Here is a 25,401-nt window from a genome sequence, read left to right as displayed (position 1 = left end):
TTACTGGATTCCGGCCAGCCTGAGCAGGGCGGCGGTGACCGCGGCGGCGACCACGACCACGACGAACGGCAGTTTCCGCCAGGCGAGGACGGCGCCGACGGCGACCCCGGCGGGCCGGGCGATGCCGACGAACTCGGTGCCGTCGAGCAGCGCGGCGGTGCCGATGAGCGCGGCGAGCAGCGCGACGGCGGCCAGGGTCAGGTAGCGCTTGACGGCATCGGAGACGGTGATCCGGCTGCGCAGGGCTGGCCCGGCGAAGCGCAGCGCGTAGGTGCCGGCGGCCAGCACCACGATCGCGATCCAGCTCACGATTGTCCTCCCGGGCCGGCGGCGGTACGGGCGCGGGAAGACGGCACCGGGAGCGCGAACACCAGCCCGAGCAGGGCGAGCAGCACCGGCAGCCCGGCCGGCAGGAACGGCGTGGCGACCAGCGCGACGGCCGCCCCGGTGACCGCGACCCGTACGGCGATCTTGTCCTTCAGCGACGGCAGGGTCAGCGCCAGCAGCGCCGCCGGGAACGCCGCGTCGATCCCGTAGCGGTTGGGGTCGCCGAGGGTACCGCCGACGATCGCGCCGACGGTGGACGAGATGTTCCACGTGACGAACAGCGCGGCGCCGGTGAGCCAGTACGCGCGGCGGCGCCGGGCCGGGTCGTCCTGGGCGAGCGCGAACGCGACGGACTCGTCGGTCAGGATGTGGCTGCCGACGACCCGCCGCCAGCGGGACCCGCCGAGGGTCTCGTTGCCGATCGCCAGGCCGAACGGCAGGTGCCGGGCGTTGAGCAGCAGGCCGGCGAGGATGATCGCCAGCGCCGTGCCGCCCGCGGAGACCAGGCCGACGGCGAGGAACTGGGCGCCGCCGGCGTACACGAACGCGGACATCACCACGATCTGGCTCAGCGGCAGCCCGGCCGCGGTCGCGATGGCGCCGAACGACAGCCCGACCACCACCGCGGCCGCGCACAGCGCCCCCACGTCGCGCACTATCGGATCTGTTCGGAGCATCGAACGCATAGTTCGTTATGCTGGACGCAGTACCAGGTGTTCGTCAAGCCGAATGCATCGTTCGCTACACCGAACGGAGTCCGATGGGCGCGCCGCTGGAGTTCATCGCCGCCGCACTGCGCCGCGAGCGGGACCGCGCGCAGCTGTCCCTCAGCGAGGTAGCGAAGCGCGCCGGCGTCGCCAAGTCGACCCTCCACCAGCTGGAGTCCGGCGCCGGCAACCCCAACATCGAGACGCTGTGGGCGCTCGCCGTGGCGCTCAACGTGCCGTTCAGCCGGTTGGTCGAGCCGCCCGCGCCGACCGCCCCGCGGGTGATCCGCGCCGGGGAGGGCCCGTCCATCCAGGCCGAGCAGGCCGACTTCGGTGGCACCCTGCTGGCCACCTGCCCGCCGGGCGCCCGCCGCGACATCTACCTGATGCGCGTCGGCATGGGCGGCCCGCGCAAGGCCGACGCGCACCTGCCCGGCACCGTCGAGCACGTGATCCTCATGAGCGGCCGGCTGCGGGTCGGCCCGGCCGACGCCACCGTCGACCTGGACGTGCACGACTACTGCTCGTTCCCCGGCGACGTGCCGCACCTGTACGAGGCGCTCGCCCCCGGCACCTCCTTCACGCTGGTGATGGAGCACCGCTAGCGCTCACGTGAACGGCAGGAACCCCAGATTGCGGCCGCGGGAGACGATCAGCCCGTCGGGGCCGACGCCGAGCACGTCGGACGTGGTCTTCGCGTCCAGGCGCAGGCCGCCGTTGTCCGGCCTGTACGCCTTCAACGTCCCCGCCCCGGCGTCGGTGACCAGCACCGCGTAGCGGGTGATCGCCACGTCGGCCTTCTCGCCGATCTCCTGCTTCCACGCGGTCTTGCCGGTGGTCAGGTTGATCACCTGCAGGGTCTTCTTGTCGGCGCCGCGGATCAGCCCGTACTGGCTGTCGGCGGCCACGAGCGTGTCACCGGGCGCCCCGACGAACAGTTCCCGTCCGTCCCGCGGCGACAGGAACACCTCCCGGTTGTCGCCCCGCGTCGCCGCGATCACCGTGTCCGCCCCCGCCGGGTCGCGGCGCTGCTCGCAGCCCGCCCCGGACGAGGTCCGCAGGTCGTAGCCGTCCTTCTGCCACACCACCTTGCCCGTGGCGGGGTCGCGCGCCTCCAGGCTGAAGCGGCAGTTGCCGTCCTTCGGCGCCGCGGTCGACACCAGCACCCGCCCGCCGACCACCACGATCCGGCTGCTCGTCGTCGGTTCCTCGGTACGCAGCCGCTTCCCGGTCAGCGTGTCGACCACCTGCACGCGCTGGTCGATCGGAAAGCCCAGCATCGCCGGGATGGCCCCGGGCATCGCCTCGACCGCGTCGTCGAACGTCGCTGACAGCAGCCGCGTGCCGAGCAGGTCGTTGTTGGCCCCGGCCAGCACCCTGCCGATCCCGGGCAGCGCCAGCTTCCAGATCTGCGCCCCGTCCTTCGGCGACCGCGCCGTGAGGGCGCAGTCCGTCAACCCGTCACAGCTCAACGCCAGCACGGAGTCCCGGTACGTCCACGCCCCGACCGCGTCGCCGTCCTTCCACTTCGCCGTGCCCGAGGAGGGGTTGAGTGCCTCCATGCCCTTGCCGCGCCGCCCGACGACCATGACCGCGTTCGCACCGTCCCCGGCGACCGCGGCCCAGTCGGCCTCCTTGGTCCACAGCTCGGTGCCGGTGCGCAGCCCGCGCGCCTCGATCGTCCCGCGCATCTGCACGACGACCGCGTCCCCGACGATCACCGCCGCCGACGGCTGCCCACCGACCCGGTCGGTCCACGACGTCTCGGGCTCCGACAGCTTCCCGCTGCTGGAGGCCACCTTCTCCCACCAGTCGGTGACGTCCCCGGACACCTTCGGGATGGGGTTCCACCCGGTGACCAGGATGGCCGTGATGATGAGCGCCAGCACGCCGATCGCGCCAAGCGCCGTCTCGAAGTTGCGGACCGCTCCTCGTCGTGCCACCCGCCCACCGTAGCGGCGCGCGATCATACTGCGGTGGATCGCCCGATACGCCCGTGTCGCGGATATTTCACCCGCCGGGCACTCAGCGGATCACCCTTTCAGCCGGGCCCTCCGGCGCTCGTGAATACGGCATCTACGACCAGTCGGATCGCCCCGCCTGATCGAACGACGGCCAGCGGCTGAACTGCTGGCTCGCCGCAGGAGCGACCGAAAAGATCGAGGTCCCGATCCTGGAGGTTGCCGTGCGTCACATCATGCCCACCATCCTGCTCGCGCTCGCCGGATGCTCGACCGGCCGTGCTGCCGCACCGGCGGCTAGCGCAGCGGCTGCCGCCGCACCAAGCGCGACCGCGTCCTCTCCTGCCAGCTCTCCCAGCCCGTCAGGCCAAGCCGACGCCGCCGTGTTCAAGCTCGGCACCGTCCAGCCGTTCAACAGGGATGGCACGAAAGCCCGCCGCAACGTCCTTGCCTATCGGCAGCCGACCGCCGCGAGCGCACCCCGGCCGGGCTCTCCCGGGACCGAATGGGCGTCGGCAGATGTCTTGGTGTGCCTCGACGCGATTGGACCCGACGACGACTACATCTACGTCAACCGCTCGCCATGGTCACTGGTGTACGCGGACGGAACGGTCGCGGCGCCGTCATCGGTCACGTACCAGCAGTTCGACGCGCCGGAATACCCGATCACCGATCGAACGCTGAAGGTCGGCAGGTGCATACGGGGTTGGATCACATTCACGGCACCGGCCGGTCAGCGAGCCACCATGGTCGAATACCAGTCGGTCATCAAGCGTGAAGCCGTGTTCGACTGGGCCATTGTTTGATCCCTGGTCGGCGGGTGCGGCATGGGAAGGAGCGCGGCGAACCGCTGGCGGGAACCTCGGGCAACGCGCGGCGTGGTCGAATTCGTCCAGGAGTGGCGTGACAACTGTCCGCGGGGCCAGCTGAAGGATCTGACCGGTACCACTGTCGGGCCGGGAATGGTCATTTCGTGGTCCGTTTAGCGGAAGGTGACGGCATCGTCACGATGTCACACTCCGGGGTCATGACTGAGCCGAACGTTCACCGCCCAGATGTTCCGTATGTTCCCGGCGCCGAAGTCCCGCAGCAGTTCGGCCACCCTTCCACCTGGCCTCAGGCGTTCGAGCCGGCGACCGGTCCGGCGCCGGCGGTTTTGCCGCGACGGCGGCGCAGGATGTCCGCGCTCTGGATCGCGGCGCTGGCCGGTGCCGTCGTCCTCGTGGGAAGTGGTGTCGCGGTGGCCGTGTCGGCGGCGACCGGTGTCGGCCCGGCGGCGGGGATCTTCAAGGACTCGGGCATCGCCGCGTGCGAGACCATCCGGGACAACGCGGCGGCGAAGAAGGCGAGCGCCTCGGCCGGCCCGACGACCGGCGCCACGGTCAAGCCGAGCGAAGACCCGGCGGCCGCCGCCGCGGCGTACCAGAGGTGGCGGAAGGCGTTCGCCGAGTCCCGGCACGAGGACCTGCGCGTCGCCGGCACCGAGGCCATGGACCTGATCAACCAGCTGTCCGGCTCCGGCGACAGCGAGGACGACGCGGGTCTCGCGCTGGTAGCCGTCGGCCAGCTGGTGCAGAAGTGGGGCGCCCTGGCCGGCGCGTGCGCCAACCACGGCGTCACGATCCCGAAGATCACGGAGATGTCCGACGGCTGAGGCGCGCCGAGACGCCGGCGGGACGGAATGGGTCGTCCCGCCGGGTCACGAGCATGGTCAGTGCAGCGGGTGGCTCAGACGGACCGTGACCAGGGTGGTCTTGATGCCGCTGTCGACCAGCCGGCCGGCCGCGTCGAAGGCGCCCGGGCCGTCCGTCATGCCGAAGTCGTTGTCGTTGATCAGGGCGATCGTCCACGGGTTCACGACCGCCACGCCCTCGATCTTCTTCTGGGCGCCGGGGACCGTGTTGAGGTCGACCAGGAGGGTCTTCGGGGCCGGCTTGACCGTGGAGGCGTCCTGCTCCAGCGACGGGGTGGTCGCCGGGTCGTCGTAGCGGCCGCCGAGGAGGTTCGTGGCCTTGCGGAGGTCGGCGACGTACAGGCGGGCCGCCTGGTCGGTGCGCTCCTCGACGAGGACGGAGTCGGGGCCGAGGCCGACGATCGAGGAGATCTTCAGCTCGGCGGGGTTGGTCTGGCCGGGGTCGACGACCGAGACGGGGGCGAACCGGTAGGCGTACTCGGCGGTGACCTTGCCCTTGCGGGGGGAGAAGCGCAGCAGGCGGGTGGTGAGCGACGCCTCGCCGGCGGCCTTGTTCGGCACGAGGAGCGGGCTCTGCAGGCCGATCACCAGGTCACCGCCGGGCAGGATGCCGAGGCCCTCGAAGCCGCGGTTGGTCTTCCGGGAGGCGTAGATGGCCGGGAAGGCCTCGACCACGGGGTAGTCGGTGCCCGTCAGGCCCAGGCCGGCCGGGGTGTACCGGGCCAGCACCCGGCCACGGGCGGAGACGTGCACCAGCGAGGGGCCGTACTCGTCGACGAGCCAGAAGGTGCCGTCGGCGGCGCGGACGATGCCCTCGGTGTCCAGGCCGTTCGGGTTGATGGCGAGCGGCGTCGCGGCGTTGTACGTGTAGGGCTGCTCGTCGTGCGGCAGCTGGTTCGGCAGGCCGGTGACGGGCTTGCCGGTGCGGGTGGTCAGCGGGATGGTCTGCTCGACGCGCAGGACGCCGCCGGTGGCGCGGACCTTGACGATCGTGGGGTTGAAGTCGGGCGTCGGGAACGTCCGGCGCTTCTCGGTGCCGACCGTGATCTGGCCGTTCGGGCCGCGGTCGGTGATGGTCCAGTACTCGCCGGGCCGCCCGGTGGGGAAGACGTCGCTGCCGATGCCGCCGAGCTGGACGCCGCGGTCGTCGGCGACGCCGAGCCGGCTCAGCGGGATCGGCGGCAGCGTCGCGGTGGAGGTCACGTGGGCGGGAGCCGAGGCGGACGCCGGTGCGGCGGCGAGGGCCGTGAGGAGCAGGGTGGGGACGGCGGCCGTGGCGGCGCGCAGCAGGATGGCCATGACGCCGCACGTTGGGTCAGCCAGCCGAACGGCAGTTGAACGCCGGGCGGGTCGGGGCGCGAAATTTGGGGGTCGCACACGTCGTTGGGCGCGACCCCTCACCCAAATGATTGCGCCGGCATAGCCGAAATATCCCCGTTCGTCCAGCGCCGCGCAGGGGTGGGACTTGAGTAGTCCGTCGATGGGAGTTGAGTAGGCCCCTGCAAGAGCTGGACGCATTCCGGCATGCGCATGGCGTTGCATGAAAAAGACTCCACGGCCCTGCTCTTTCGCCGCTCTCATTTGACTACCATCGGGCATTACCGCGTGCAGCTTCGAGGGGAGGCAGGCGCCGCACAGAGGGTGGTTATGCGCAATTCGACCAGGTTTTCGATCTTGGGGCCGGTGCAGATCCGCACACCGGTTACCGAGATCACGGTTGCGGCGCCCCGAGAGCGCATCCTGCTGGCCCTGCTGCTCCTGCGCGAAGGGCAGCTGGTGCCGGTCCAGCAGGTCATCTCGGCGCTGTGGGACACCAACCCGCCGACCACGGCGCGGGCGCAGGTGCACAGCTGCGTCTCCCGGCTCCGGCAGCTGCTGCGCCGGGTCGGGCTGCCCGAGGAGCTCGTCATCACCGAGCCGTCCGGCTACCGGCTGAAGGTCGGCACCGACGAGCTCGACGCCGCCGTGTTCGCCGCCCGGATCGAGCGGGGCCGGGCCGCCGCGGCCGACGGGGACCTCGCCGTCGCGCGGGACGAGCTGCGGGCCGCGCTCGCGCTGTGGCGCGGCCGGCCCCTCGCCGACGTCGACTCCGACGCGGTGCGGGCCTCCGCCGCGCACCTCGAGGAGCAGTGGACCGCGGCGATGTCGCTCTGCCTCGACCTGGAGCTCAAGCTGGGCGCCGCCGAGGAGATCCTGGCCGAGGTCGCCGACCTGGTCGAGCGGTACCCGCACCACGAACAGTTCCGCGGCCACCTGATGACGGCCCTCGCCCGCACCGGCCGGCGCGCCGACGCGCTCGCCGTGTTCCGCCGCGGCCGGGCCATGCTTGCCGAGGAGCTGGGCATCGAGCCGGGCGCCGAGCTGGTCGAGCTGCACCGGCGGATCCTCAACGGCGACGTGACGCTGCTGCTCGGGCCGGTCGAGGCACGCGACGAGCCGCGCCGCGCCGCCCGCTGCCTGCCCCGCGACATCGCCGACTTCGCCGGCCGGGCCGACGCGTTGGGCCGGATCATCGCGGCGCTCAGCGACGAGCGGCACGCCGTGCTCGCCATCGACGGGATGGCCGGCACCGGCAAGACGACCCTGGCCGTGCGGGCCGCGCACGCGGTGTCGCCCCAGTTCCCCGACGGGCAGCTGTACCTGGACCTGCGCGGGCACAGCGACCGCGCGCCGCTGGACCCGGGCGAGGCGCTCGGCGCGCTGCTGCGGCAGCTGGGCGTGCCGGCGGAGCGGGTGCCGGCGGTGCTGGACGACCGGGCCGTACTGTGGCGCACCGAGCTGGCCGACCGGCGGGTGTTCGTGCTGCTGGACAACGCCCTGGACTCCGCGCAGGTGCTGCCGCTGCTGCCGGGCACCGCGCACACCGGTGTGATCATCACCAGCCGGCGGCGGCTCGGCGGCCTCGACGGCGTGCAGCCGGTGTCGCTGGACGTCCTGCCGCTGGAGGAGGGCATCGAGCTGCTGGAGCGCACCGTCGGCGCGCGGGCCCTCGCCGACCGGGCCTGCACGACCGAGGTCGTCGAGCTGTGCGGGCGGCTGCCCCTCGCGGTGCGCCTCGCCGGCGCGCGGCTGCAGCACCGGCCCAGCTGGACGGTCGCGGACCTGGCCCGGCGGCTGCGCGGCGCGGACCGGCGGCTGCCGGAGCTGGCCGTCGACGGGCGCACCCTGGCCGCGGCGTTCGCGCTGTCGTACCAGCAGTTGCCGGTGCACCTGCAGCGCTTCTTCGGGCTGCTCGGCCTGCACCCGGCGGGGGACTTCGAGCCGGCCGCGGCGGCCGCGATGGCGCAGCTGCCCGTCGCCGAGGCCGAGGACCTGCTGGAAGAGCTGGTCGACGTGCACCTGGTCGAGGCGCCGGCGGCCGGCCGGTACCGGCTGCACGACCTGCTGCGCGACTACGCCGCACAGCTCGCGGCCGACGGCGACGCGGCCGTCGACCGGCTGCTCGACCACTACCTGCACAGCGTGGCCAGCGCGAACAAGTTCCTGGAGCTGGTCGACACGCGCACGGTGCTGCGGCTGGACGCACCGCCGCCGACCGCGCGCGAGTTCAACGGGGTCGCGGAGGCCCGGCGCTGGCTGGAGCGGGAGCTGCCCAATGTGCTCGGCGCCGCCCGTCTCGCCTCCGACCTCGGCCGCCACCGGCAGATCTGCCTGATGACCCGGGCGGTGTCGCCGTTCCTGTTCGGGTTCGGGTACGGCGAGACCCAGCTCGACCTGTACGAGCGCGCCATCGCCGCGGCGAAGACGCTGCCGAGTCCGGAGCTGGAGGCGGAGTCGCGCAACTACCTGGCCGCGGTGTACTTCCGGATGGGCCGGATGGCGGAGGCACTGTCGACGCTGCGGCTGGTCACCCGGATCGCCGAACGGGAGGGCATCCCGCGGCTGGTCGGCACCGCCCTGACGAACACCGCGATGCTGCACAGCAAGCTCGGCCGGTACGCCGACGCGATCGCCGCCGCCGAGGCCGCCGCCGCGCTGGAGATGGACGAGGCGCCGGCCAGCCTGCAATTCAAGATCAACAGCACGATCGGGCTCGTGCACACCCAGGCCGGCAACTACGAGCAGGCGCTGCACGCGAACCGGCGCGGCCTCGCCGTCGCCCGGCGCATGGGCGGCCTGCGCGCGTTCGGCATCATGCTCGGCGAGATCGGCCTCGTGCACCTGCACCTGGGGCACCTCACCGTCGCGACGGCGATGCTGCGCCGGGCGCTGGTGCTCAAGCAGCACTCGGTCAACCAGTACGGCTCCGCGGAGACGCTGAGCAAGCTCGGCACCGCCCACCGCCTGCAGGGCCGGCTCGCCGACGCGGTGGCCTGCCAGCGGGCCGCCCGCTCGCTCATGGAGCAGGTCGCCGACGTGTCCGGCCAGTGCCTCACCGCCAACGACCTGGCGATCACGCTGCGCGCCCTCGGCATGCACGAGGAGGCCCGGCAGCTCAACGAGGAGGCCCTGGCCAAGACGATCCGCATCGGCGACCGCTACGAGCAGGCCCGCGCCCTGGCCGGCCTCGGCCGGCACGAGCAGGCGGTCATGCTGTTCGAGGAGCTCGGCGTCTGTGATCTGAGCGCACTTTCTCGTTGACGGCGGCCCGCGCGGGGCACTGTAGAACGTATGGAATTCCGCGTGGAGCACGACACGATGGGCGAGGTCCGCGTTCCGGCCGATGCGTTGTGGCGGGCGCAGACGCAGCGGGCGGTGGAGAACTTCCCGATCTCCGGTGGCCGCCTCGAGCCGGCGCACATCAAGGCGCTGGCGCAGATCAAGGCGGCCGCGGCGACGGTGAACGCGTCGCTGGGCGTGCTGCCCGACGACGTGGCCGCGGCGATCGCGGCCGCCGCCGACGACGTGATCAGCGGGCTGCACGACGCGCAGTTCCCCATCGACGTGTTCCAGACCGGGTCCGGCACCTCGTCCAACATGAACGTCAACGAGGTCCTCGCGACCCTCGCCTCGCGGTCGCTGGGGCGCGCCGTACACCCGAACGACCACGTGAACGCATCCCAGTCCTCCAACGACGTGTTCCCCACCTCGATCCACATCGCGGCGGCGACCGCGCTGACCTTCGAGCTGCTCCCGGCCCTGGAGACCCTCGCGGCGGCACTGTCGGCGAAGTCGGAGCAGTTCGCGACCGTGGTCAAGGCTGGGCGGACGCACCTCATGGACGCCACACCGGTGACCCTCGGGCAGGAGTTCTCCGGCTACGCCGCGCAGGTCCGCTACGGCGCCGACCGCGTCGCGTCCGTGCTGCCCCGGGTGTGCGAGCTGCCGCTGGGCGGGACCGCGGTCGGCACCGGCATCAACACCCCGCCGTCGTTCTCCGCCGCGGTGATCGCCGAGCTGGCCTCGACGACCGGGCTGCCGCTCACCGAGGCGCGCAACCACTTCGAGGCCCAGGGTGCCCGCGACGCGCTCGTGGAGGCGTCCGGCCAGCTGCGCACGATCGCGGTCGGCCTGTACAAGATCGCCAACGACATCCGGTGGATGGGCTCCGGACCGCGGGCCGGGCTGCGCGAGCTGCGCCTGCCGGACCTGCAGCCCGGCTCGTCGATCATGCCCGGAAAGGTCAACCCGGTCGTGCCCGAGGCGGTCCGGCAGGTCGTCGCGCAGGTCATCGGCAACGACGCCGCGGTCGCGTTCGCCGGCTCGCAGGGCGACTTCGAGCTCAACGTGATGCTGCCGGTGATCGCCCGCAACCTGCTGGAGTCGATCCGGCTGCTGGCCAACGTGTCCCGGCTGTTCGCCGCGCGCTGCGTCGACGGGCTGGCGGCGAACGAGGAGGTGCTGCTGTCGTACGCCGCGGGATCCCCGTCGATCGTCACGCCGCTGAACCGGTACCTCGGCTACGACGAGGCCGCCGCCATCGCCAAGGAGGCCCTGGCCGGCGGCCGGACCATCCGCGAGGTGGTCGTGTCCCGGGGCCACCTCGACCGGGGCACCCTTACGGAGGCGCAGCTGGACGAGGCTCTGGACCTGCTGTCGATGACCCACCCATAGCTGTGTCAGTGGCCGTGTCAGGGCCATGACAGGTGCGTGACAGTCGGCGCCCCGATTGTCATGCCCATGACAAGCACAGCGATCGCAGTGACGGGCCTGCGGAAGGCCTTCAAGGACAAGGTGGTGCTCGACGGCATCGACCTGGACGTCCCGGCGGGAACGGTGTTCTCGCTGCTCGGCCCGAACGGGGCGGGCAAGACGACGACGGTCAACGTCCTCACCACGCTCATGCGGGCCGACGCCGGCACGATCCGCGTCGCCGGCCACGACCTGGCCACCGAGGCCCGGGCGGTGCGCGCCGCGATCGGCGTCACCGGCCAGTTCGCCGCGGTCGACGAGCTGCTGACCGGGCAGGAGAACCTGCAGCTGATGGTCGACCTGCACCGGTCGGCCGGCGGCGACGGCCGGCGCACCGTCGCCGGCCTGCTGGAGCGCTTCGACCTCACCGAGTCGGCGAACAAGCCGGCGTCCACCTACTCCGGCGGGATGCGCCGCAAGCTCGACCTGGCCATGACGCTCGTCGGCGGCCCCAGGATCATCTTCCTGGACGAGCCGACGACGGGCCTGGACCCGCGCAGCCGCCGCACCATGTGGTCGATCGTGCGTGACCTGGTCGCCGACGGCGTGACCATCTTCCTCACCACCCAGTACCTCGAGGAAGCCGACCAGCTCGCCGACCAGATCGCGGTGCTCGACCAGGGCCGCATCGTCGCCCAGGGCACCGCCGACGAGCTCAAGCGGCAGCTGCCCGGCACGCACGTGCGGCTGCGCTTCACCACCGCCGGCGAGCTCGACGCGGCCGCGCGGGTCTTCCCCGGTGCCACCCGCGACGACGACACGCTCTCCCTGCGCGTCCCCAGCGACGGCGGCACCGCCTCGCTGCGGGCCGTGCTGGACCGGCTCGACGAGCACGCCCTCAGCGCGGAGGGGTTCTCCGTGCACACCCCGGATCTCGACGACGTTTTCCTCGCCCTGACGGGCCACACCACGGAGGCCGCCAAATGAGCGCCAAGTCCCAGTCGCTGGTCATGCTGCGCCGCGACTTCAAGCACATCGCCCGCAACCCCACGTCGGTGTTCAACGCGGTGCTGATGCCGATCGTGCTGATGCTGATGTTCGTGTACGTGTTCGGCGACGCGTTCAGCGTCGGCGTCGACTACATCGACTACGCCACACCAGGGCTGATGCTGCTGGCCGTCTGCTACGGGCTGGGCGCGACCGCGACGTCGGTGAACGCCGACATGACCAAGGGCATCATCAACCGGTTCAAGGTCATGGACGTGTCCCGGGGCGCGGTGCTCACCGGGCCCGTCGTGGCCAGCGTCCTGACCAACCTGGTCGCCATCGCGGCCCTGCTCGGGGTGGCGTTCCTGCTCGGCTTCGACCCGTCGGCGGGCCCGCTGGACTGGCTCGGCGTGGCCGGCATGGTCGTGCTGCTCGGCGTCGCCGCCGGCTGGTTCACCGTCGCGCTCGGCCTCGCCGCGAAGTCGCCGGAGACGGCCGGCCTGGGCACCGTGCCGCTGGTCATGCTGCCGTTCTTCAGCAGCGCGATCGTCCCGGCCGACAAGATGGGCCCCGGCGTGCGGCAGTTCGCCGAGTACCAGCCCTTCACGCCGATCATCGAGACCCTCCGCGGGCTGCTCAACGGCGCACCGTCCTCCGGTGACGCGATCGTCGCGGTCGCCTGGTGCGCCGGCATCGCCCTCGTCGGCTACCTGTGGGCGTCCTCCACCTTCAAGAAGCGCGCCTGACCGTCGTCGCTTTCCCCGTACACCACCATGAGCACGAGGAGACCCGTCATGCCCACCTTCACCACGCCCGAGCCGATCGCCGCCACCGTGCAGGTCGCCGGCGCCCAGGTGCGGGTCACCGCCACCGACCGGACCGACACCGTCGTGCTGGTCGAGCCGATCGACCCGGCGGACCGCGCCGACGTCAAGGTCGCCGACAGGACGAAGGTCGAGTTCGCCGACGGCCGGCTGTCGGTCAAGACCACCGTCTCCGGCGACAAGGACGGATCGGTCGCGATCACCATCGACCTGCCCACCGGATCCAGCCTGATCACGTACCTGGCACACGCCAGCGTCCACGCCGACGGCACCCTCGGCGACTGCGAGCTGCACACCGCGAAGAGCCGCGTCCAGCTGGACCGGGTCGCCGCGCTGGAGGCGAACGTCGCCGGCGGTGAGGTCGCGGTCGGGCACGTCGCCGGCCGCACCGGCATCGAGGGCAGCGACGTCACGGCCCGCATCGGCGAGGCCGGCGGCGCGGTGCGGCTGTCCACCTCCGGCGGGCACACCTGGATCGGCCACGCCGCCGCCGACCTCGACCTCAGCAGCGGCGCCGGCGGGTTCGACATCGACCGCGCCGACGGCGACGTCACCGCCAACACCAGCGACGGCGCGATCCGCATCGGCCGGCTGACCCGCGGTCAGGCGGAGCTGATGAACAGCTCCGGCGACATCGAGGTCGGCGTCGACGGCGGCACCGCGCACGTGGTCGCCGACAGCACGAAGGGCTCGGTCCGCAACTCGGTCCCGGCGCCGCAGGGCCCGGCCACGGTCGCGGTGCACGCCCGGACCCGGCACGGCGACGTCATCGTTCAGCCCGCGGCGAGCGTGTCCGCGGCCAGCTGAGACCAGCTCGTCTGGGAACCTTGCGCAGCCGCCTCGGCGAACCGTGCGTCGCCGAGGCGGCTTCGCGCTGCCCCCTCGATCCGCGCCGGATCGGGGTAGGACCGGTCCCGCATCCCGCGCACCGCGGCACTCGCCGCGACCAGCCGGACCGCCTGGGCGTCCTGGCCGGCGCGCAGGGCGAGGTCCGCGAGGCCGACGAGGACCTGCGCGACCAGCGGGGCGTGACCGGTCTCGGTCGCCGCCTGGTAGGCCGCGGCCCGGTGCGCCCGGGCGCTGGCGAGGTCCTCGGCGAGGTAGCCGAGCAGGTCGTGGGTGGTGGCGCGCATGTACGGCCGCTCCGCCTCCTCGCCCAGGATGGCGGTCGCGGCTTCGAGCTGCTGGCGGGCCTCGGCCGCGTCGCCGCGCCACCGGGCCAGCTCCGCCTTGACCAGGGCCAGCTCGACCAGCGCGTCGGGCCAGGTGACCCGCTCCGCCCGGCGTTGCGCGTCGGCCATCGCGGCCGCGCTCGCCGGCTCGTCGCCGAGCAGCCAGAACAGCTGCGCCTGCCGGGCCCGCATCCGGATCGCGTCCTCGACGGCGCCGACCTCGGTGACGACCGTGATCGCCTGCTCGAACAGCTCGCAGGCGGCGGCGAGCTCGCCGCGGGAGGCGACCCGGTCGGCCAGCTCGGTCAGGGCGAGGGAGATGCCGAACCGTTCGCCGAGCGCCCGGAACTCCGCCAGCGCCGTCTCCAGGTGCCGGTCCGCCTCCGGCCCGTCGTGGCCGAGCGCGATGCGCATCTTGCCGGAGTGGAAGCGGGCCAGCGCGCGGACCCACGGGTCGGCGCTGGCCAGCAGCGGCTCCCACGCCGACAGCAGCGAGTCCGGGCCCTGCAGCATGCGCTCCAGCGGCTCGACCAGCTCCAGCAGCGGGCTGCTCGACCGGCTGCGCTGCCGGTACTCGTACGCCTTGTGGATCCAGTCGGCGACCACGTGCTCGTCGCTGCGTCCGGCGCCCTCGAACAGCACGATCAGCGCGTACACGTTGGCCCGGGTCTCGTCGGTGACCTCGCCGGGAAGCTCCGTCGCGGCCATGATCAGCTCGATGCCCTCGGCCTTGTGCCCGCCGAGCCACCAGTACCAGCCGGCGGCCCCGGCGAGCCGCATCGCCGCCTGCGCGTCACCGGCGGCGAGCGCGCCGCGCATCGCGCCGCTGATGTTGTCGTGCTCGGCCTCCAGGGTGGCCAGCCAGGCCAGCTGGTCGGCGCGGCGCAGCCGCGGCTCCGCGGTCTCGACCAGGTCGGTGCAGTAGTCCAGGTGCGCCCGCCGCGCAAGGTCCGTCTCACCGGCCTCGGCGAGGCGGTGCGCGGCGTACTCCTTGATGGTGCCGATCATCCGGTACCGCGGTGCCTCGTCACCCTCGGCGACCAGCAGCGACTTGTCGGCGAGCGCGGTGAGCAGCTCCAGCACGTCGTCACGGTCGACGGCGTCGCCGGCGCAGACCCGCTCCGCCGCGTCCAGGCTCGCCCCGCCGGAGAACACCGCCAGCCGGCGCAGCACGGTGCGTTCGGCGTCGCTGAGCAGCTCCCAGCTCCAGTCGACCATCGCGCGCAGCGTCCGGTGCCGCGGCAGCGCGGTGCGGCTGCCGCCGGTCAGCAGCCGGAACCGGTCGTCGAGCCGGTTCGCGAGCTGGTCCAGGGACATGGTGCGCAGCCTGGCCGCGGCCAGCTCGATCGCCAGGGGCATGCCGTCCAGCGCCCGGCAGACCCGCACCATCGTCGCCAGGGTGTGCGCGTCGGCGCCGAGGTCCTTGCGCATCGCGCCGGCCCGGTCCCGCAGCAGCCGTACCGCCGGCGCGGCCGCCATCTGCGCCGGGGTCGCGTCGCGGTCCGGCAGCGCCAGGGGCTCGACCAGCCACAGCGCCTCGCCGGTGATGCCGAGCGGCTCCCGGCTGGTGGCGAGGATCCGCAGCCGCCGGCACTCGCCGAGCACCCGGTGCGCGAACGTCGCCGCCGACTCGATCACGTGCTCGCAGTTGTCGAGGATGAGCAGGGCCTCACGGTCCCGCACCGCGGCGATGATCCGGTCGGTCAGCTCGGCGTTGGGCGACCCGCCGTGCAGCGCGTCGCGCAGCCCGAGGCCGGTAAGCGTCGCCTGGGCCACGTCACCGTCGGCGCCGATCGCGGCGAGCTCCACCAGCCACGCCCCGTCGGGCAGGCCGGGCAGCATCACCCGGGCCGTCTCCGTGGCCAGCCTGGTCTTGCCCGAGCCGCCCGGCCCGATGAGCGTGGTGAGCCGGTGCTCGGCGATGAGCTCGGCGACCGCGGCGACGTCGGCGTCCTTGCCGACGAAGCTGGTCAGCTCGGCCCGCAGGTTGGTCCGGCGCTCCTCGCGCCGGCCCAGCTCGCCGCGCAGCAGGGCGACGTGCAGGGCGGACAGCTCCGGCGACGGGTCCACGCCGAGCGCGTCGGCGAGTGCCTCTTTCGTGCGCTCGTAGGCGAGCAGCGCCTCGGTGTCCCGCCCGGCCGCGGCGAACGCCCGCATCAAGGCGGCGGTGAGGCGCTCCCGTACCGGATGCGCCGCCACCAGATCGGAGAGCTCGGTGATCAGCTCGGCCCGGCTGGGCTCGGCGTCGAACCGGTCCTCGAGCGCCCGCAGCCGCAGCTGCTCGAGCCGGGTGACGGCCGCGTTGCTGGCCGCGCTGTCGGGCAGGCCCGCGTCCTGTATGGCCGCGCCGCGCCACAGCCCGAGCGCGTCGCGCAGCAGCCGCACCCGCTGCGGGTCGTCCTCGCCGTGGGCCTGGCCCTGGCCGATCAGCCGCTCGAACCGCACCGCGTCGACGTCGTCGGCCGGCAGCGTCAGCCGGTACCCGTCGGTGTGGCCCTCGACCGCCCCGTCGGGCAGCACCTTGCGCAGCCGGGACACCAGCCGGTGCAGGGCGTTCGTCGCGTCGGCCGGTGGCTGCTCCCCCCAGATCCAGTCCACCAGCGTCCCTTTCGGGACGACCCGCCCGGTCTCCAGGGCGAGGGCGATCAGCAACCCACGCAGCCGCGCACCCGGCACGTCGACGAGGGTGCCGTCGCCCGCGCGCACCTCGAACGGCCCGAGCACGGTGATCTGCACGCGGTAGATCGTGCCACGGGCGGGATGGCAGGGGTTCCGCGGCGGCCGGGCAGGCATCAGGATGCTGCGATGGGAATCAGTTGGCGGACCGCGCTCGGCGCCTTCAGCGGCGTCGTGGCCGCGGTCGTGTGGGCGGTGAGCCTGGCGGTCCACCAGCCGTTCATGCAGCCCGAGGAGTTCGGCGGCAACAACACGTACTGGCCGCGGGACATCCGGCAGCTCGCCATCGTCCTGGCCTTCCTGGGGGTCGTGCTGCTGTCCCGGGGCGTCCTCGCGGGCGGCGTGGGAGCGTTGGTCTGGATCGCCGCAGACCTGGTCCTCGACCGCTTCGACGTGCACGGCGGCCTGACCGCGGTGGTGCTGGCACTGGGCGGGGTCGCATGGTTCGCGCTGACGTCCTTCGCGGCGCTGCGCCTCGGGTCGCCCGGTGGTTCTCCGCACGTCCTGGCCACCGTGGCGGCGGTCTGCGCGGCGGTCACGGTGCTGATCACGACGCCGTGGGACGAGCCGGTCACCGACCCCGCGCAGGTGCAGGTCGAGAACGCGCTGTCGTTGCTGAAGGCCGGCCTGGTGGTGATGTTCGCGGCGGTCGCGCTGGCCCTGCTGCCGCTGTCCCGGCTGCCGTACGCGCTGCCGTTCGCCGGGCTCGCCGCCCTGGCCGCGTGGCCGGCGACCGCCACGTACGGGACGCTCGGCGCCCTCGGCCTGGTGCTGCTGCCGGCGGGTGCGGCCGCCGCGGTCGCCGCCGCCCGGGACGTGTCGCTGCTGCGGCTGGCCGGGGTGGCCGCGGCCTGCGCCGTCGCGCTGGTGCCGGTGTACCTGCTGCTGTACGTCATCGGATCGAGCGTCGGCGGCCTGTTCACCCGGCTGGCCGGGAACCCGCCGGTCAACTCCGCCGACACCGACCTGTCGCTGTCGTTCGCCGCCGTGACGCTGGGGCTGCTGTTCGCCTGGACCAGCCACCTGCTGACCCGCCCGCCGGCGCTGGTGCCGGTAGGGTCGCCCGAATGACGTCCGTCCGCCTGCGTCCGGTGACCGAGCCGGACCTGGCGATGTTCCACCGGTTCGCCACCGAGCCGGGCCTCATCGGCCTGGACTGGGCCGGCTACCGGGACCCGCACGCCGCCGCCCGGCAGTTCGCCGCCGACGGTTTCCTCGGCCCCACGTACGGCCGCCTCATCGTGGAGACCGAACCCGACGGCGTCGCGGCCGGCTTCGTCTCCTACCTCGCCGGCCGGTACGGCGGCCCGATCGGCTACTGGGAGATCGGCATCGCCCTGCTGCCCCAGTGGCGCGGCCGCGGCCTGGGCTGGCGCGCCTAGGCGATGCTGTGCGACCACCTGTTCGCCCGGACCCCGGTGCAGCGCATCCAGGCCGGGACCCACCCGGAGAACATCGCCGAGCAGAAGTCGCTGGAGAAGGCGGGCTTCATGCTGGAGGGCATCGTGCGCTCGTGCGAGTTCCGCGCCGGCCGCTGGCACGACGGCTACCTGTACAGCCGCCTGCGCACCGATCCACCCCCGCCGCTGTGAACGAAGACTGGCGGATGTGCTGTATCGACATCCGCCAGTCTTGTTGCCGCGTCAGGCGAACCGGCTAGTTGCCGCCGCCCGTTCCATCAAAGTAAGCCACGAGGCTCCCTCGGAGTAGTTTTCTGCCGCATGGAGGCTACAGGCTTCGTAGACTCGCCGTGACGCTACCCGCGGATTCAGCCGCTAATCCCACTGCCAGCTCAGGCCATACTTGGCGGTCGGCTTCGCCCGTCCGAACTGACGTTCTAGGAACCCGCTGCCGGAGATTTCGACGTAGCGGTCGTCGCCCGGTTCGGGTGGTATCAGGCGATCTATGTCGGGAACCTCGGCGAACCACCAGGCTCGCTTCGGCAGCGGGAGGGTGTTGTCGAACTGAATCCTGATGGTCAATTCGTCGATGCCGTGTGAGGTTACCTGCACCTCACGGGACATGGTCGGGCCGTCCTCCTCGGCGACCACCCGGGTTGCGAAGAAGAGTTTGTCGCCGCGCTGCAGCGCTTTGGGAAACAGCATCTCGGCGATTTGCGCCTCCGAGCCGTCGCCCGGGTCCACCCGCCGGACGGAGCCCAGCGTGCAGTTGAGCCACGGTTGTATCTCGAGCGCCGGCCGGGCCGGCGGGTTGTTCCGGGCGTAGGCGCGCACGATGTACCGGGTGAGACCATCCTCCTCCGCCGTGATCCAGCGCTCGCTGAACGACTCCGAAACGGCCCGCCCCCGCAGGAAGTACGTGACGATCATCCGGTTGAACGTCACCGGCTGGTAGCCGCTGGGCAGCCCGGCCTGCTCCCACCCTCCGGGCCGCTCATATTCATTCACCCGACGTTCGACGGCACGCGCCAGCCGGACGACGCCGCGACTCCAGTTGATCTTCCCGGCGTCGGTGCCTGCCTCGGCGCCTCGGCGGCCGCGAACCGTATCGAACGCTCCGGCCTCCCGTGCGACCTGGAGCCGTCGATTGATCGAGTCGTCCGCCGGGCCGAAAGGAAAGGTCGGCATGCCGAGGGCGGCCTGGACGGCTGCCGCACATCGTGGATGCGGGCGCTCACCGGAATTGCCCAGGTTGGCCGCCTCGAGGTAGATCAATCTCAACATCGCGTCGGCACGCTCGTCGACGCTGCTGCCGGCGAGTTTGCTGGACAGGTCACGGAGGCGCCGCAGACCGGGTGTCCATCCGTCCGCGATCCTTCTGATGCTCGGACCCGAGCCTTGCGCCAGATCGCGGATACCTTGCTCGACGGAGTCGACTGCCCTTTGCGGGCGGCTGCGGGGCGGCAATGGAGACCTCCTCGCATGAATCTGCTCACCCGGTCGCATGAATACAACCCACAGGGTAACGAAAATCGGCCTTGTGGACCCCGCCACTGCACTCCGGACAATCGACGGCAGTCACTCATTTCGAGTGAGACGGCACACCTTCGCGAGCAACGAAGGTACCGACCTCGGACGAGCTCTGACGGACCGACCTTCGCCGGAGCCCATCCCGATGGGTGCCCGCAGTGAGACGCCGAATGTGGCTGGGGGTGTCGGGTCGATGATGCGCGTCGGAGGGCTCGTGGGGCGGGCGGTGCTGATCTGTGGCGCCTCCGCCTTTGCGGCACTGCTTGTCATGATCTCTCGCGGTGTCGTCAGGGCGGACGACAACTGGATCGTCTGGGTAGCCGTGGCCCAGGCCGTCTGCACCTCGGCGGAGCCGACGCGTGCACTCCTGGAGGCGTGGCGGCGTCCCGGACGCCGTAGGTTGCACGCCGACGTTTCCCGCGTTCTGCAGCAGGGGGCATTCCGGATCGCCGAGCAATCGGGGGTGAGCGTGCAGTCGCTCGGCTTGAGCGTATTCCGCCTGCCGTCCGGCCCGTATCGCAGGCGAGCGCTCGAGCGGGTCCAGCGGCACAGGTTCGACGACCATCCAGGGCCTTCCCATATCCGGTGGACGAAGGGGAAGGGGGTGGTGGGTCTCTGCTGGCTCGAGCAGGTGCCGATCCATCGTGACCTCCGGCGGATCGCGGCGCTGGCCCGTCGCAACGGTGTCCGGGCATTCGCGTCGGCCGGCGACGCGGCGGCGGACATGTCGTTGTCGGAGTTCGAGCGGATCTCGCCGAAATACGCGGAGGTCTACGCCATGCCGGTCAACGACGCCGCCGGCAACATGATCGGTGTTCTGGTCGTCGATATTCCGTTCCACGCCAGCCTGAACGGTGGCACGAAACTGAACCTGCCAGTTGTGGAGCAGAGCATTGCGACCGTCGCGGTGCTTGCGGGAAGGTTGCTGTCATAGCAGCCGATGCGCTACCTGACGGCGAGGAGGCGCGCATGGCGTCCATCAAGGCACTGAGTGGCTCGCACGAGCTCGACTTCGAGCTGCTGCGCGCGATTCTGCGGGTAACCAGATCTGCACGACTGCGGACGATCATCAGAGATCTGTTGGGCGGCCCACCGCGAAGGTCGTAGAGGGACAGCGACGACGGGTCAGCTCAGCGCGCTGGCCACCGTGGTCGCGGCCGTCGTGACGTGGGTCGGGACCGACGACGGGTCCAGGGCGGCCAGGGCCACCACCCCCACGCTCGCCTCCAGGCCCTCGACGCCCGCGACCGCCGCCGCCACCCCGTACGCACCCGCCTGCAGCTCGCCGACGGTGGAGACCGCGCCGTAGTCGCCGCGGCGGCCGGCCAGGATGGCCTTGCCGGCGGCGCCCACCTCCAGCGGGTGGCGGGAGCCCGTCCGGTACGCCACGTGGAACTGGGTCCAGCTCGGCTCGACCACGGCGAGGGCGTACGCCTCGCCGCCGTCGGCGATCGTCAGGTGGGCCGTCGCGCCGACCGTCTCGGCGAGCCGGCGCAGGGCCGGCAGTGCGGCGTCCGCGACCAGTGGCTGGGCGCGGCGGGCCAGCGCCAGCACGCCCGCGCCCAAGCGGAGGCGGCCGGCGCGGTCCCGGCGGATCATGCCGTGCTCGGACAGGGTCGCGACCAGGCGGTACACCACGGCGCGGCCGACGCCCAGGAGGGCGGCCGCCTCGGTCATGGTCAGACCACCGGGGGTCTCCGCGACCACGTGCAGCAGGCGCAGGCCGCGGTCGAGGGTCTGGGCGGTCTCCGTAGCCACGGACCCTAGGTTATGCGAGGCGGGTAGCAACGTTATATGCATGCGAGGGCACAGCGGTGCGACCGTTACTCTTGCATCCGTGACCCTACGCCTGTATGACACCGCGACCCGATCGGTCCGGGACTTCGTCCCGATGACGCCCGGGCAGGTCGGTATCTACCTGTGTGGGCTCACCGTGCAGGGCGGCCCGCACATCGGCCACCTGCGCTCGGGGGTGAACTATGACGTGCTGCGGCGCTGGTTCCTGCGCTCCGGCTACACCGTCACGTTCATCCGCAACATCACCGACATCGACGACAAGGTGCTGGTCAAGGCCACCGAGCAGGGCAAGCCGTTCTGGGCCGTGGCCTATGCCAACGAGCGCCTGCTGTCGGCGACGTATACGAAGCTGGGTGTGCTGCCGCCGACGTACGAGCCGCGCGCGACCGGGCACATCACGGAGATGCACGAGCTGATCCAGCTGCTCATCGACCGGGGCCACGCGTATCCGGCGACGGACGGCAGCGGCGACGTCTACTTCGACGTGCGCTCGCACCCGGAGTATGGCGCGCTGTCCGGGCAGAGGCCCGACGACATGGAGCCGGCCACCGACGGGCCCGAGCGGGCGAAGAAGGACCCGCGGGACTTCGCGCTGTGGAAGGGCACCAAGCCCGAGGAGCCGGCCGAGGCCAACTGGCCGTCGCCGTGGGGGAGCGGCCGGCCGGGCTGGCACATCGAGTGCTCGGCGATGTGCTGGCGGTATCTCGGCACGGAGTTCGACATCCACGGTGGCGGGCTCGACCTGAAGTTCCCGCACCACGAGAACGAGATCGCCCAGTCGCACGCGGCCGGGCACCCGTTCGCCCGGTACTGGGTGCACCACGCGCTGCTGAACCTCGGCGGGTCGAAGATGGCCAAGTCGCTCGGCAACGTGATCAACCTGGAGGCGCTGGTCGAGGCCGGCCTGCGCCCGGTCGAGGTGCGCTACTACCTGCTCGCGCCGCACTACAGGTCGGTGATCGACTACTCGCAGGAGGCCCTGGAAGAGGCGGCGGCCGCGTTCCGGCGGGTGGAGAACTTCGTGACCCGCGCGGTGGAGCTGGTCGGCGCCGGGGAGCTCGGCGAGCTGCCCGACGCGTTCGTGGAGGCGATGGACGACGACCTGAACACGTCGCGTGCCCTGGCCGTCCTCCACGACGTGGTGCGCGACGCGAACAGCGCCCTCGCCGCCGCCGACGACCGGGCGGCGATCGCCGCGGCGCTGGCGTCGGTGCGGGCCATGCTGGACGTGTTGGGGCTCGACCCGCTGGACCCGCAGTGGGCCTCCACGCAGGCCGGTGACCTCACGCGGGTGGTCGACGCGCTGGTGGCGCTCGCACTGGAGCAGCGCACCGCGGCACGGGGCCGCAAGGACTGGGCCGCCGCCGACGCGGTGCGGGACCAGTTGAAGCACGCCGGTATCGCGGTGGAGGACACCCCGGCCGGTCCACGATGGACGTTGGAGAGCTGAGAAGACATGCCAGGCAACTCTGAACGCCGCGGCAAGCGGGTCGCCTCGAAGAAGGGCGCCGTCAAGGGCTCCGGTGGCAAGAACCGGCAGTCCCTCGCGGGGCGCGGCCGTACCCTGCCCGCGGACGAACGTCCCTGGCACAAGGGGTACAGCGGCGACGAGGAGCTGCCCCAGAAGACCGCGCGCAAGCAGGCCAACGAGCTTCGCGCGGCCGCCGCACAGGGGCGGGCTCCGAAGATCGGCCAGCCGGGCACGAAGCGCACCGCGGGCAAGGGCCCGTTCGGCGTGTCGAAGAAGGCGGCGCCGGGCACCCGCTCGACGGCCCGTGTCTCGCCAGGGCGCAAGTCCGTGGCCCCGAAGGACGGCCCAGAGCTGCTGGTCGGGCGCAACCCGGTGGTGGAGGCGCTGCGCACGCACGTGCCGGCGACGGCGCTGTACGTCGCGCTCGGCATCGACATGGACGAGCGGGTCAAGGAGGCGGTCCGCACGGCCGCCGAGCGGGGCGTGGCGATCCTGGAGGTCACCCGCGCGGAGCTGGACCGGATGACCGGCGGCGTGCTGCACCAGGGTCTCGGCCTGCAGGTGCCGCCGTACGCGTACGAGCCGTTCGACGACCTGCTCGCCGCGGCGAAGGAGCACACGGCGCCGCTGCTCATCGCGCTGGACGGGATCACCGACCCGCGCAACCTCGGCGCGATCATCCGGTCGGCGGCCGCGTTCGGCGCGCAGGGCGTGTTCCTGACCGAGCGCCGCTCGGCGGCGATCACGGCCACCGCGTGGCGCACCAGCGCCGGCGCCGCGGCCCGGGTGAAGGTGTCGCAGGTGACGAACCTGACCCGGTCGCTGAAGGCCTGCCAGGACGAGGGCTTCGTGGTCGTCGGGCTGGACGCGGACGGGGCGACGTCGCTGTACGACCTGGAGGCCGCGGTCGGCCCGCTCGTCGTGGTGGTCGGCTCCGAGGGGCGCGGGCTGTCCCGGCTCGTCGGCCAGACGTGCGACCTGCGGGTGGGTATCCCGATGGCGTCGGACGTGGAGTCGTTGAACGCCTCGGTGGCGGCCGCGGTGACCCTCGCCGAGGTCAACCGGCGCCGCGCCGCCTGACAGTTGTGTGCCGCACGGCCCGGGTCGGATCGGTCCAGGCCGTGCGGTGGCCGGAAGAAGACGCAAAGCGGACGAAGCGCGTCGCTAAATGCCACGAAAACGGTCAACTGAGACAAATATCGGTATCTGCTAAACGCAGATAGACGGAATCTGACAGATTTAGGAAGACGGGCTGTTGCTGATAGCCGTCTGGCCTCCGACTATGAGAATAGTTAAGGAGGTCGTCATGGCTCTCAACGCCGACGTCTCAAGTGCCGATCGACGGGTCGTCTACCTCTACCCCGGTCCGCGCATCGTCGTCACCAACCGCTGGATCGAAAACGCCCAAGGCCGCTTCCTCGTGCGCGACCTGCGGCCGATCATCCGGGCGGAAGTCCGTGCCTACCCGGCCTGGACCATGGCGCTGATCTTCGGCGCGATCGAGCTGTTGCTCGCGGTGCCTCTGGCCGCGGTGTACGGCTCGGCGATGCTGCTGTGCGTCGGGCTGGCCAGCGCCGTCGGCCTCGGCATCGCGCTGCTGGTCGACGGCTGGCGCAACCCACGCTGGATGGCGTTGGTCGCGGTCTACCGGGGGCAGGAGATCACTCTGTTCAGCACGCGGGACCAGCAGGAGTTCGGCAAAGTCCGGCGAGCCGTCATCCGGGCCGTCGAAGCGAACGGGACACCGCGGTTGTAATTGTTACGGGGTCGGCAACGACGCGCGGACGGACCGGATCAGCTCCAGCGCGTCGTCGCCGCTGCGGCCGTACGTCAGCAGGTCGCTGAGCAGGTTGCGGAACAGGCCGGTCATCTCCGGCTCCATGGTCAGCGAGTCCGTGCCGGCCGCGGCCTCCACGAACAGCACGTCGCCGTGCTCCCGCCCGCCGAACTGCAGCAGCTCGAACGTGCCGCCGAGCCCGGAATGGTGCACCAGGTCCAGCGGTGTCACGGCGATCGTGTATGCCGCCTTGTCCGCCGCCAGGTCGAGCAGGTGGTCGAGCTGGCGGCGCTGCGCGTCGCGCCCGCCGACGGGCCGGCGCAGCACCGACTCGTCGATGACCGCGACGATGCGCGGCGGGTCGGGCCTGCCGAGCCGCTCCCGGAACGCCTGCTGCCGGTCCATGCGCAGCCTGACCCGCGCGAGGACCTCCTTGTCGTCAGGGCTGCGGCGCATCGACAGTGCGGTGATGGCGCGCGCGTACTCCTCCGTCTGCAACAGCCCCGGCACGAACAGCACCTGCCAGATGTTGATGACGCTGGCTTCGCTCTCGTACGCCACGAACCGCTGGAAGTCGCCGGCCAGCCGGTGCTTGCTGTACCACTGGCGGGCGCGGGACGCCTGCGAGAGCTTGGCGAGCGCGGCCACCTCGTTCTCGTCGTCGACGCCGTAATACTGCAGCAGTGCACGCACCTCGAGCGGTTGGACGGTCACCTCGCCCTTCTCGATACGGGTGAGTTTCGAGATGGACCAGCCGGTGTGGTCGGCGACGGTCGCCGGAGACAGCTCGCTGGCCTCGCGCAGCGCCTTCAGCCGCGACCGCACCAGCTCCCGGGCAACGGCCGGCCCGACGTCCGTCCACGCGGAGTGGACCGATGGATCGGGCGAATCTGTCTTAGCCACCGCTCTGCGCCCGCCTCCTACGATTTGCGAATTGCAGACAGCCGTTACACAAACGCCAAATTCTACCGTATCGCGTGCCAAAGGCACGTCAGGCAACGGTTTCCGTGCCTGACACCTCTGGATCTCAGGTACTGTGAGATCGGTCTAAGTCGATGCGGACATTT

At 71.9% G+C, this 25,401-nt stretch carries 23 protein-coding genes; 15 read left to right on the top strand and 8 right to left on the bottom strand.

Annotated features, from left to right (window positions below):
• Complete coding sequence (locus tag OP18_RS33885) at positions 1-309, bottom strand: AzlD domain-containing protein (protein WP_156089988.1); 309 nt, start codon at positions 307-309, stop codon at positions 1-3.
• A complete protein-coding gene (locus tag OP18_RS33880; protein ID WP_245635614.1) occupies positions 306-1,004 on the bottom strand; it encodes an AzlC family ABC transporter permease in 699 nt (232 codons plus the stop codon). Before OP18_RS33880 ends, OP18_RS33885 begins: the two co-directional genes overlap by 4 nt.
• 83 nt (positions 1,005-1,087) lie before the next feature.
• On the opposite strand from OP18_RS33880, the gene OP18_RS33875 reads away from it, so the two are divergent.
• On the top strand, positions 1,088-1,639 hold the full coding sequence (locus OP18_RS33875) for a helix-turn-helix domain-containing protein (RefSeq protein ID WP_033363184.1): 552 nt from the start codon (positions 1,088-1,090) through the stop codon (positions 1,637-1,639).
• A 3-nt stretch (positions 1,640-1,642) separates the two neighbouring features.
• Here the strand turns inward: OP18_RS33875 and OP18_RS33870 are convergent, their stop codons facing one another.
• Complete coding sequence (locus OP18_RS33870; protein ID WP_162189875.1) at positions 1,643-2,977, bottom strand: outer membrane protein assembly factor BamB family protein; 1,335 nt, start codon at positions 2,975-2,977, stop codon at positions 1,643-1,645.
• Between the two features lie 254 nt (positions 2,978-3,231).
• On the opposite strand from OP18_RS33870, the gene OP18_RS33865 reads away from it, so the two are divergent.
• On the top strand, positions 3,232-3,801 hold the full coding sequence (locus OP18_RS33865; RefSeq protein ID WP_162189874.1) for a hypothetical protein: 570 nt from the start codon (positions 3,232-3,234) through the stop codon (positions 3,799-3,801).
• Between the two features lie 371 nt (positions 3,802-4,172).
• On the top strand, positions 4,173-4,649 hold the full coding sequence (locus tag OP18_RS57855) for a hypothetical protein (RefSeq protein WP_033363182.1): 477 nt from the start codon (positions 4,173-4,175) through the stop codon (positions 4,647-4,649).
• A 57-nt stretch (positions 4,650-4,706) separates the two neighbouring features.
• On the opposite strand, the gene OP18_RS33855 is transcribed toward OP18_RS57855, so the two are convergent.
• Positions 4,707-5,987, bottom strand: coding sequence for an esterase-like activity of phytase family protein (locus tag OP18_RS33855; protein ID WP_033363181.1), 1,281 nt, complete (start codon positions 5,985-5,987; stop codon positions 4,707-4,709).
• A 384-nt stretch (positions 5,988-6,371) separates the two neighbouring features.
• Here OP18_RS33855 and OP18_RS33850 point away from each other — a divergent pair, with 384 nt between their 5' ends.
• The 5 genes from OP18_RS33850 (at position 6,372) to OP18_RS33830 (ending at position 13,318) form a co-directional block, all read left to right on the top strand.
• Positions 6,372-9,269 carry an AfsR/SARP family transcriptional regulator gene (locus tag OP18_RS33850; RefSeq protein ID WP_052387728.1) on the top strand — a complete coding sequence of 966 codons (2,898 nt, stop codon included), beginning with the start codon at positions 6,372-6,374 and terminating at the stop codon, positions 9,267-9,269.
• 30 nt (positions 9,270-9,299) lie between these two features.
• Positions 9,300-10,682: a class II fumarate hydratase gene (locus OP18_RS33845; protein WP_033363180.1), complete on the top strand. Its 1,383-nt coding sequence runs from the start codon at positions 9,300-9,302 to the stop codon at positions 10,680-10,682.
• Positions 10,683-10,748: 66 nt separating this feature from the next.
• Positions 10,749-11,687, top strand: coding sequence for an ATP-binding cassette domain-containing protein (locus OP18_RS33840; RefSeq protein WP_033363179.1), 939 nt, complete (start codon positions 10,749-10,751; stop codon positions 11,685-11,687).
• Positions 11,684-12,433 (top strand): ABC transporter permease, encoded by a 750-nt coding sequence (locus tag OP18_RS33835; protein ID WP_033363178.1) that lies wholly within the window; start codon positions 11,684-11,686, stop codon positions 12,431-12,433. The genes OP18_RS33840 and OP18_RS33835 overlap by 4 nt, the downstream gene beginning before the upstream one ends.
• A gap of 48 nt (positions 12,434-12,481) precedes the next feature.
• A complete protein-coding gene (locus tag OP18_RS33830) occupies positions 12,482-13,318 on the top strand; it encodes a DUF4097 family beta strand repeat-containing protein (protein WP_033363177.1) in 837 nt (278 codons plus the stop codon).
• Here OP18_RS33830 and OP18_RS33825 read toward each other — a convergent pair.
• Positions 13,285-16,419: an ATP-binding protein gene (locus OP18_RS33825; RefSeq protein ID WP_033363176.1), complete on the bottom strand. Its 3,135-nt coding sequence runs from the start codon at positions 16,417-16,419 to the stop codon at positions 13,285-13,287. The genes OP18_RS33830 and OP18_RS33825 overlap by 34 nt on opposite strands.
• 69 nt (positions 16,420-16,488) lie before the next feature.
• Between OP18_RS33825 and OP18_RS33820 the strand changes: the two genes are divergently transcribed.
• From OP18_RS33820 to OP18_RS61065, 3 genes are read left to right on the top strand one after another with little or no spacing between them, the layout of a single operon-like run.
• Entirely contained in the window at positions 16,489-17,430 is a 942-nt protein-coding gene (locus OP18_RS33820) for a hypothetical protein (RefSeq protein WP_033363175.1), read from the top strand.
• Complete coding sequence (locus OP18_RS61070) at positions 17,427-17,741, top strand: GNAT family N-acetyltransferase (protein WP_245635613.1); 315 nt, start codon at positions 17,427-17,429, stop codon at positions 17,739-17,741. Before OP18_RS33820 ends, OP18_RS61070 begins: the two co-directional genes overlap by 4 nt.
• 3 nt (positions 17,742-17,744) lie before the next feature.
• Positions 17,745-17,951, top strand: a complete 207-nt coding sequence (locus OP18_RS61065; protein ID WP_245635612.1) for a GNAT family N-acetyltransferase — start codon at positions 17,745-17,747, stop codon at positions 17,949-17,951.
• 183 nt (positions 17,952-18,134) lie between these two features.
• Here the strand turns inward: OP18_RS61065 and OP18_RS33810 are convergent, their stop codons facing one another.
• Entirely contained in the window at positions 18,135-19,265 is a 1,131-nt protein-coding gene (locus OP18_RS33810) for a hypothetical protein (protein ID WP_156089986.1), read from the bottom strand.
• A gap of 217 nt (positions 19,266-19,482) precedes the next feature.
• Between OP18_RS33810 and OP18_RS33805 the strand changes: the two genes are divergently transcribed.
• The gene (locus OP18_RS33805; RefSeq protein ID WP_033363173.1) at positions 19,483-20,223 is read left to right on the top strand and encodes a hypothetical protein; all 741 of its coding nucleotides are present in this window, start codon (positions 19,483-19,485) and stop codon (positions 20,221-20,223) included.
• A gap of 191 nt (positions 20,224-20,414) precedes the next feature.
• On the opposite strand, the gene OP18_RS33800 is transcribed toward OP18_RS33805, so the two are convergent.
• Entirely contained in the window at positions 20,415-21,089 is a 675-nt protein-coding gene (locus OP18_RS33800) for an IclR family transcriptional regulator (protein WP_052387727.1), read from the bottom strand.
• Between the two features lie 37 nt (positions 21,090-21,126).
• Here OP18_RS33800 and cysS point away from each other — a divergent pair, with 37 nt between their 5' ends.
• The 3 genes from cysS (at position 21,127) to OP18_RS33785 (ending at position 24,313) form a co-directional block, all read left to right on the top strand.
• Positions 21,127-22,536, top strand: coding sequence for a cysteine--tRNA ligase (cysS, locus tag OP18_RS33795; RefSeq protein WP_033363171.1), 1,410 nt, complete (start codon positions 21,127-21,129; stop codon positions 22,534-22,536).
• Between the two features lie 6 nt (positions 22,537-22,542).
• Positions 22,543-23,637 carry a 23S rRNA (guanosine(2251)-2'-O)-methyltransferase RlmB gene (rlmB, locus tag OP18_RS33790; protein WP_033363170.1) on the top strand — a complete coding sequence of 365 codons (1,095 nt, stop codon included), beginning with the start codon at positions 22,543-22,545 and terminating at the stop codon, positions 23,635-23,637.
• Between the two features lie 226 nt (positions 23,638-23,863).
• Positions 23,864-24,313: a DUF6232 family protein gene (locus OP18_RS33785; RefSeq protein ID WP_033363169.1), complete on the top strand. Its 450-nt coding sequence runs from the start codon at positions 23,864-23,866 to the stop codon at positions 24,311-24,313.
• A 3-nt stretch (positions 24,314-24,316) separates the two neighbouring features.
• Here the strand turns inward: OP18_RS33785 and OP18_RS33780 are convergent, their stop codons facing one another.
• Positions 24,317-25,237 (bottom strand): helix-turn-helix domain-containing protein, encoded by a 921-nt coding sequence (locus tag OP18_RS33780; RefSeq protein WP_162189873.1) that lies wholly within the window; start codon positions 25,235-25,237, stop codon positions 24,317-24,319.
• Between the last annotated feature and the right edge of the window lie 164 nt (positions 25,238-25,401).

The sequence above is a fragment of the Dactylosporangium aurantiacum genome (assembly GCF_000716715.1).
GTDB lineage: Bacteria > Actinomycetota > Actinomycetes > Mycobacteriales > Micromonosporaceae > Dactylosporangium > Dactylosporangium aurantiacum.
This window is presented reverse-complemented; position numbering and strand designations above follow the sequence as displayed.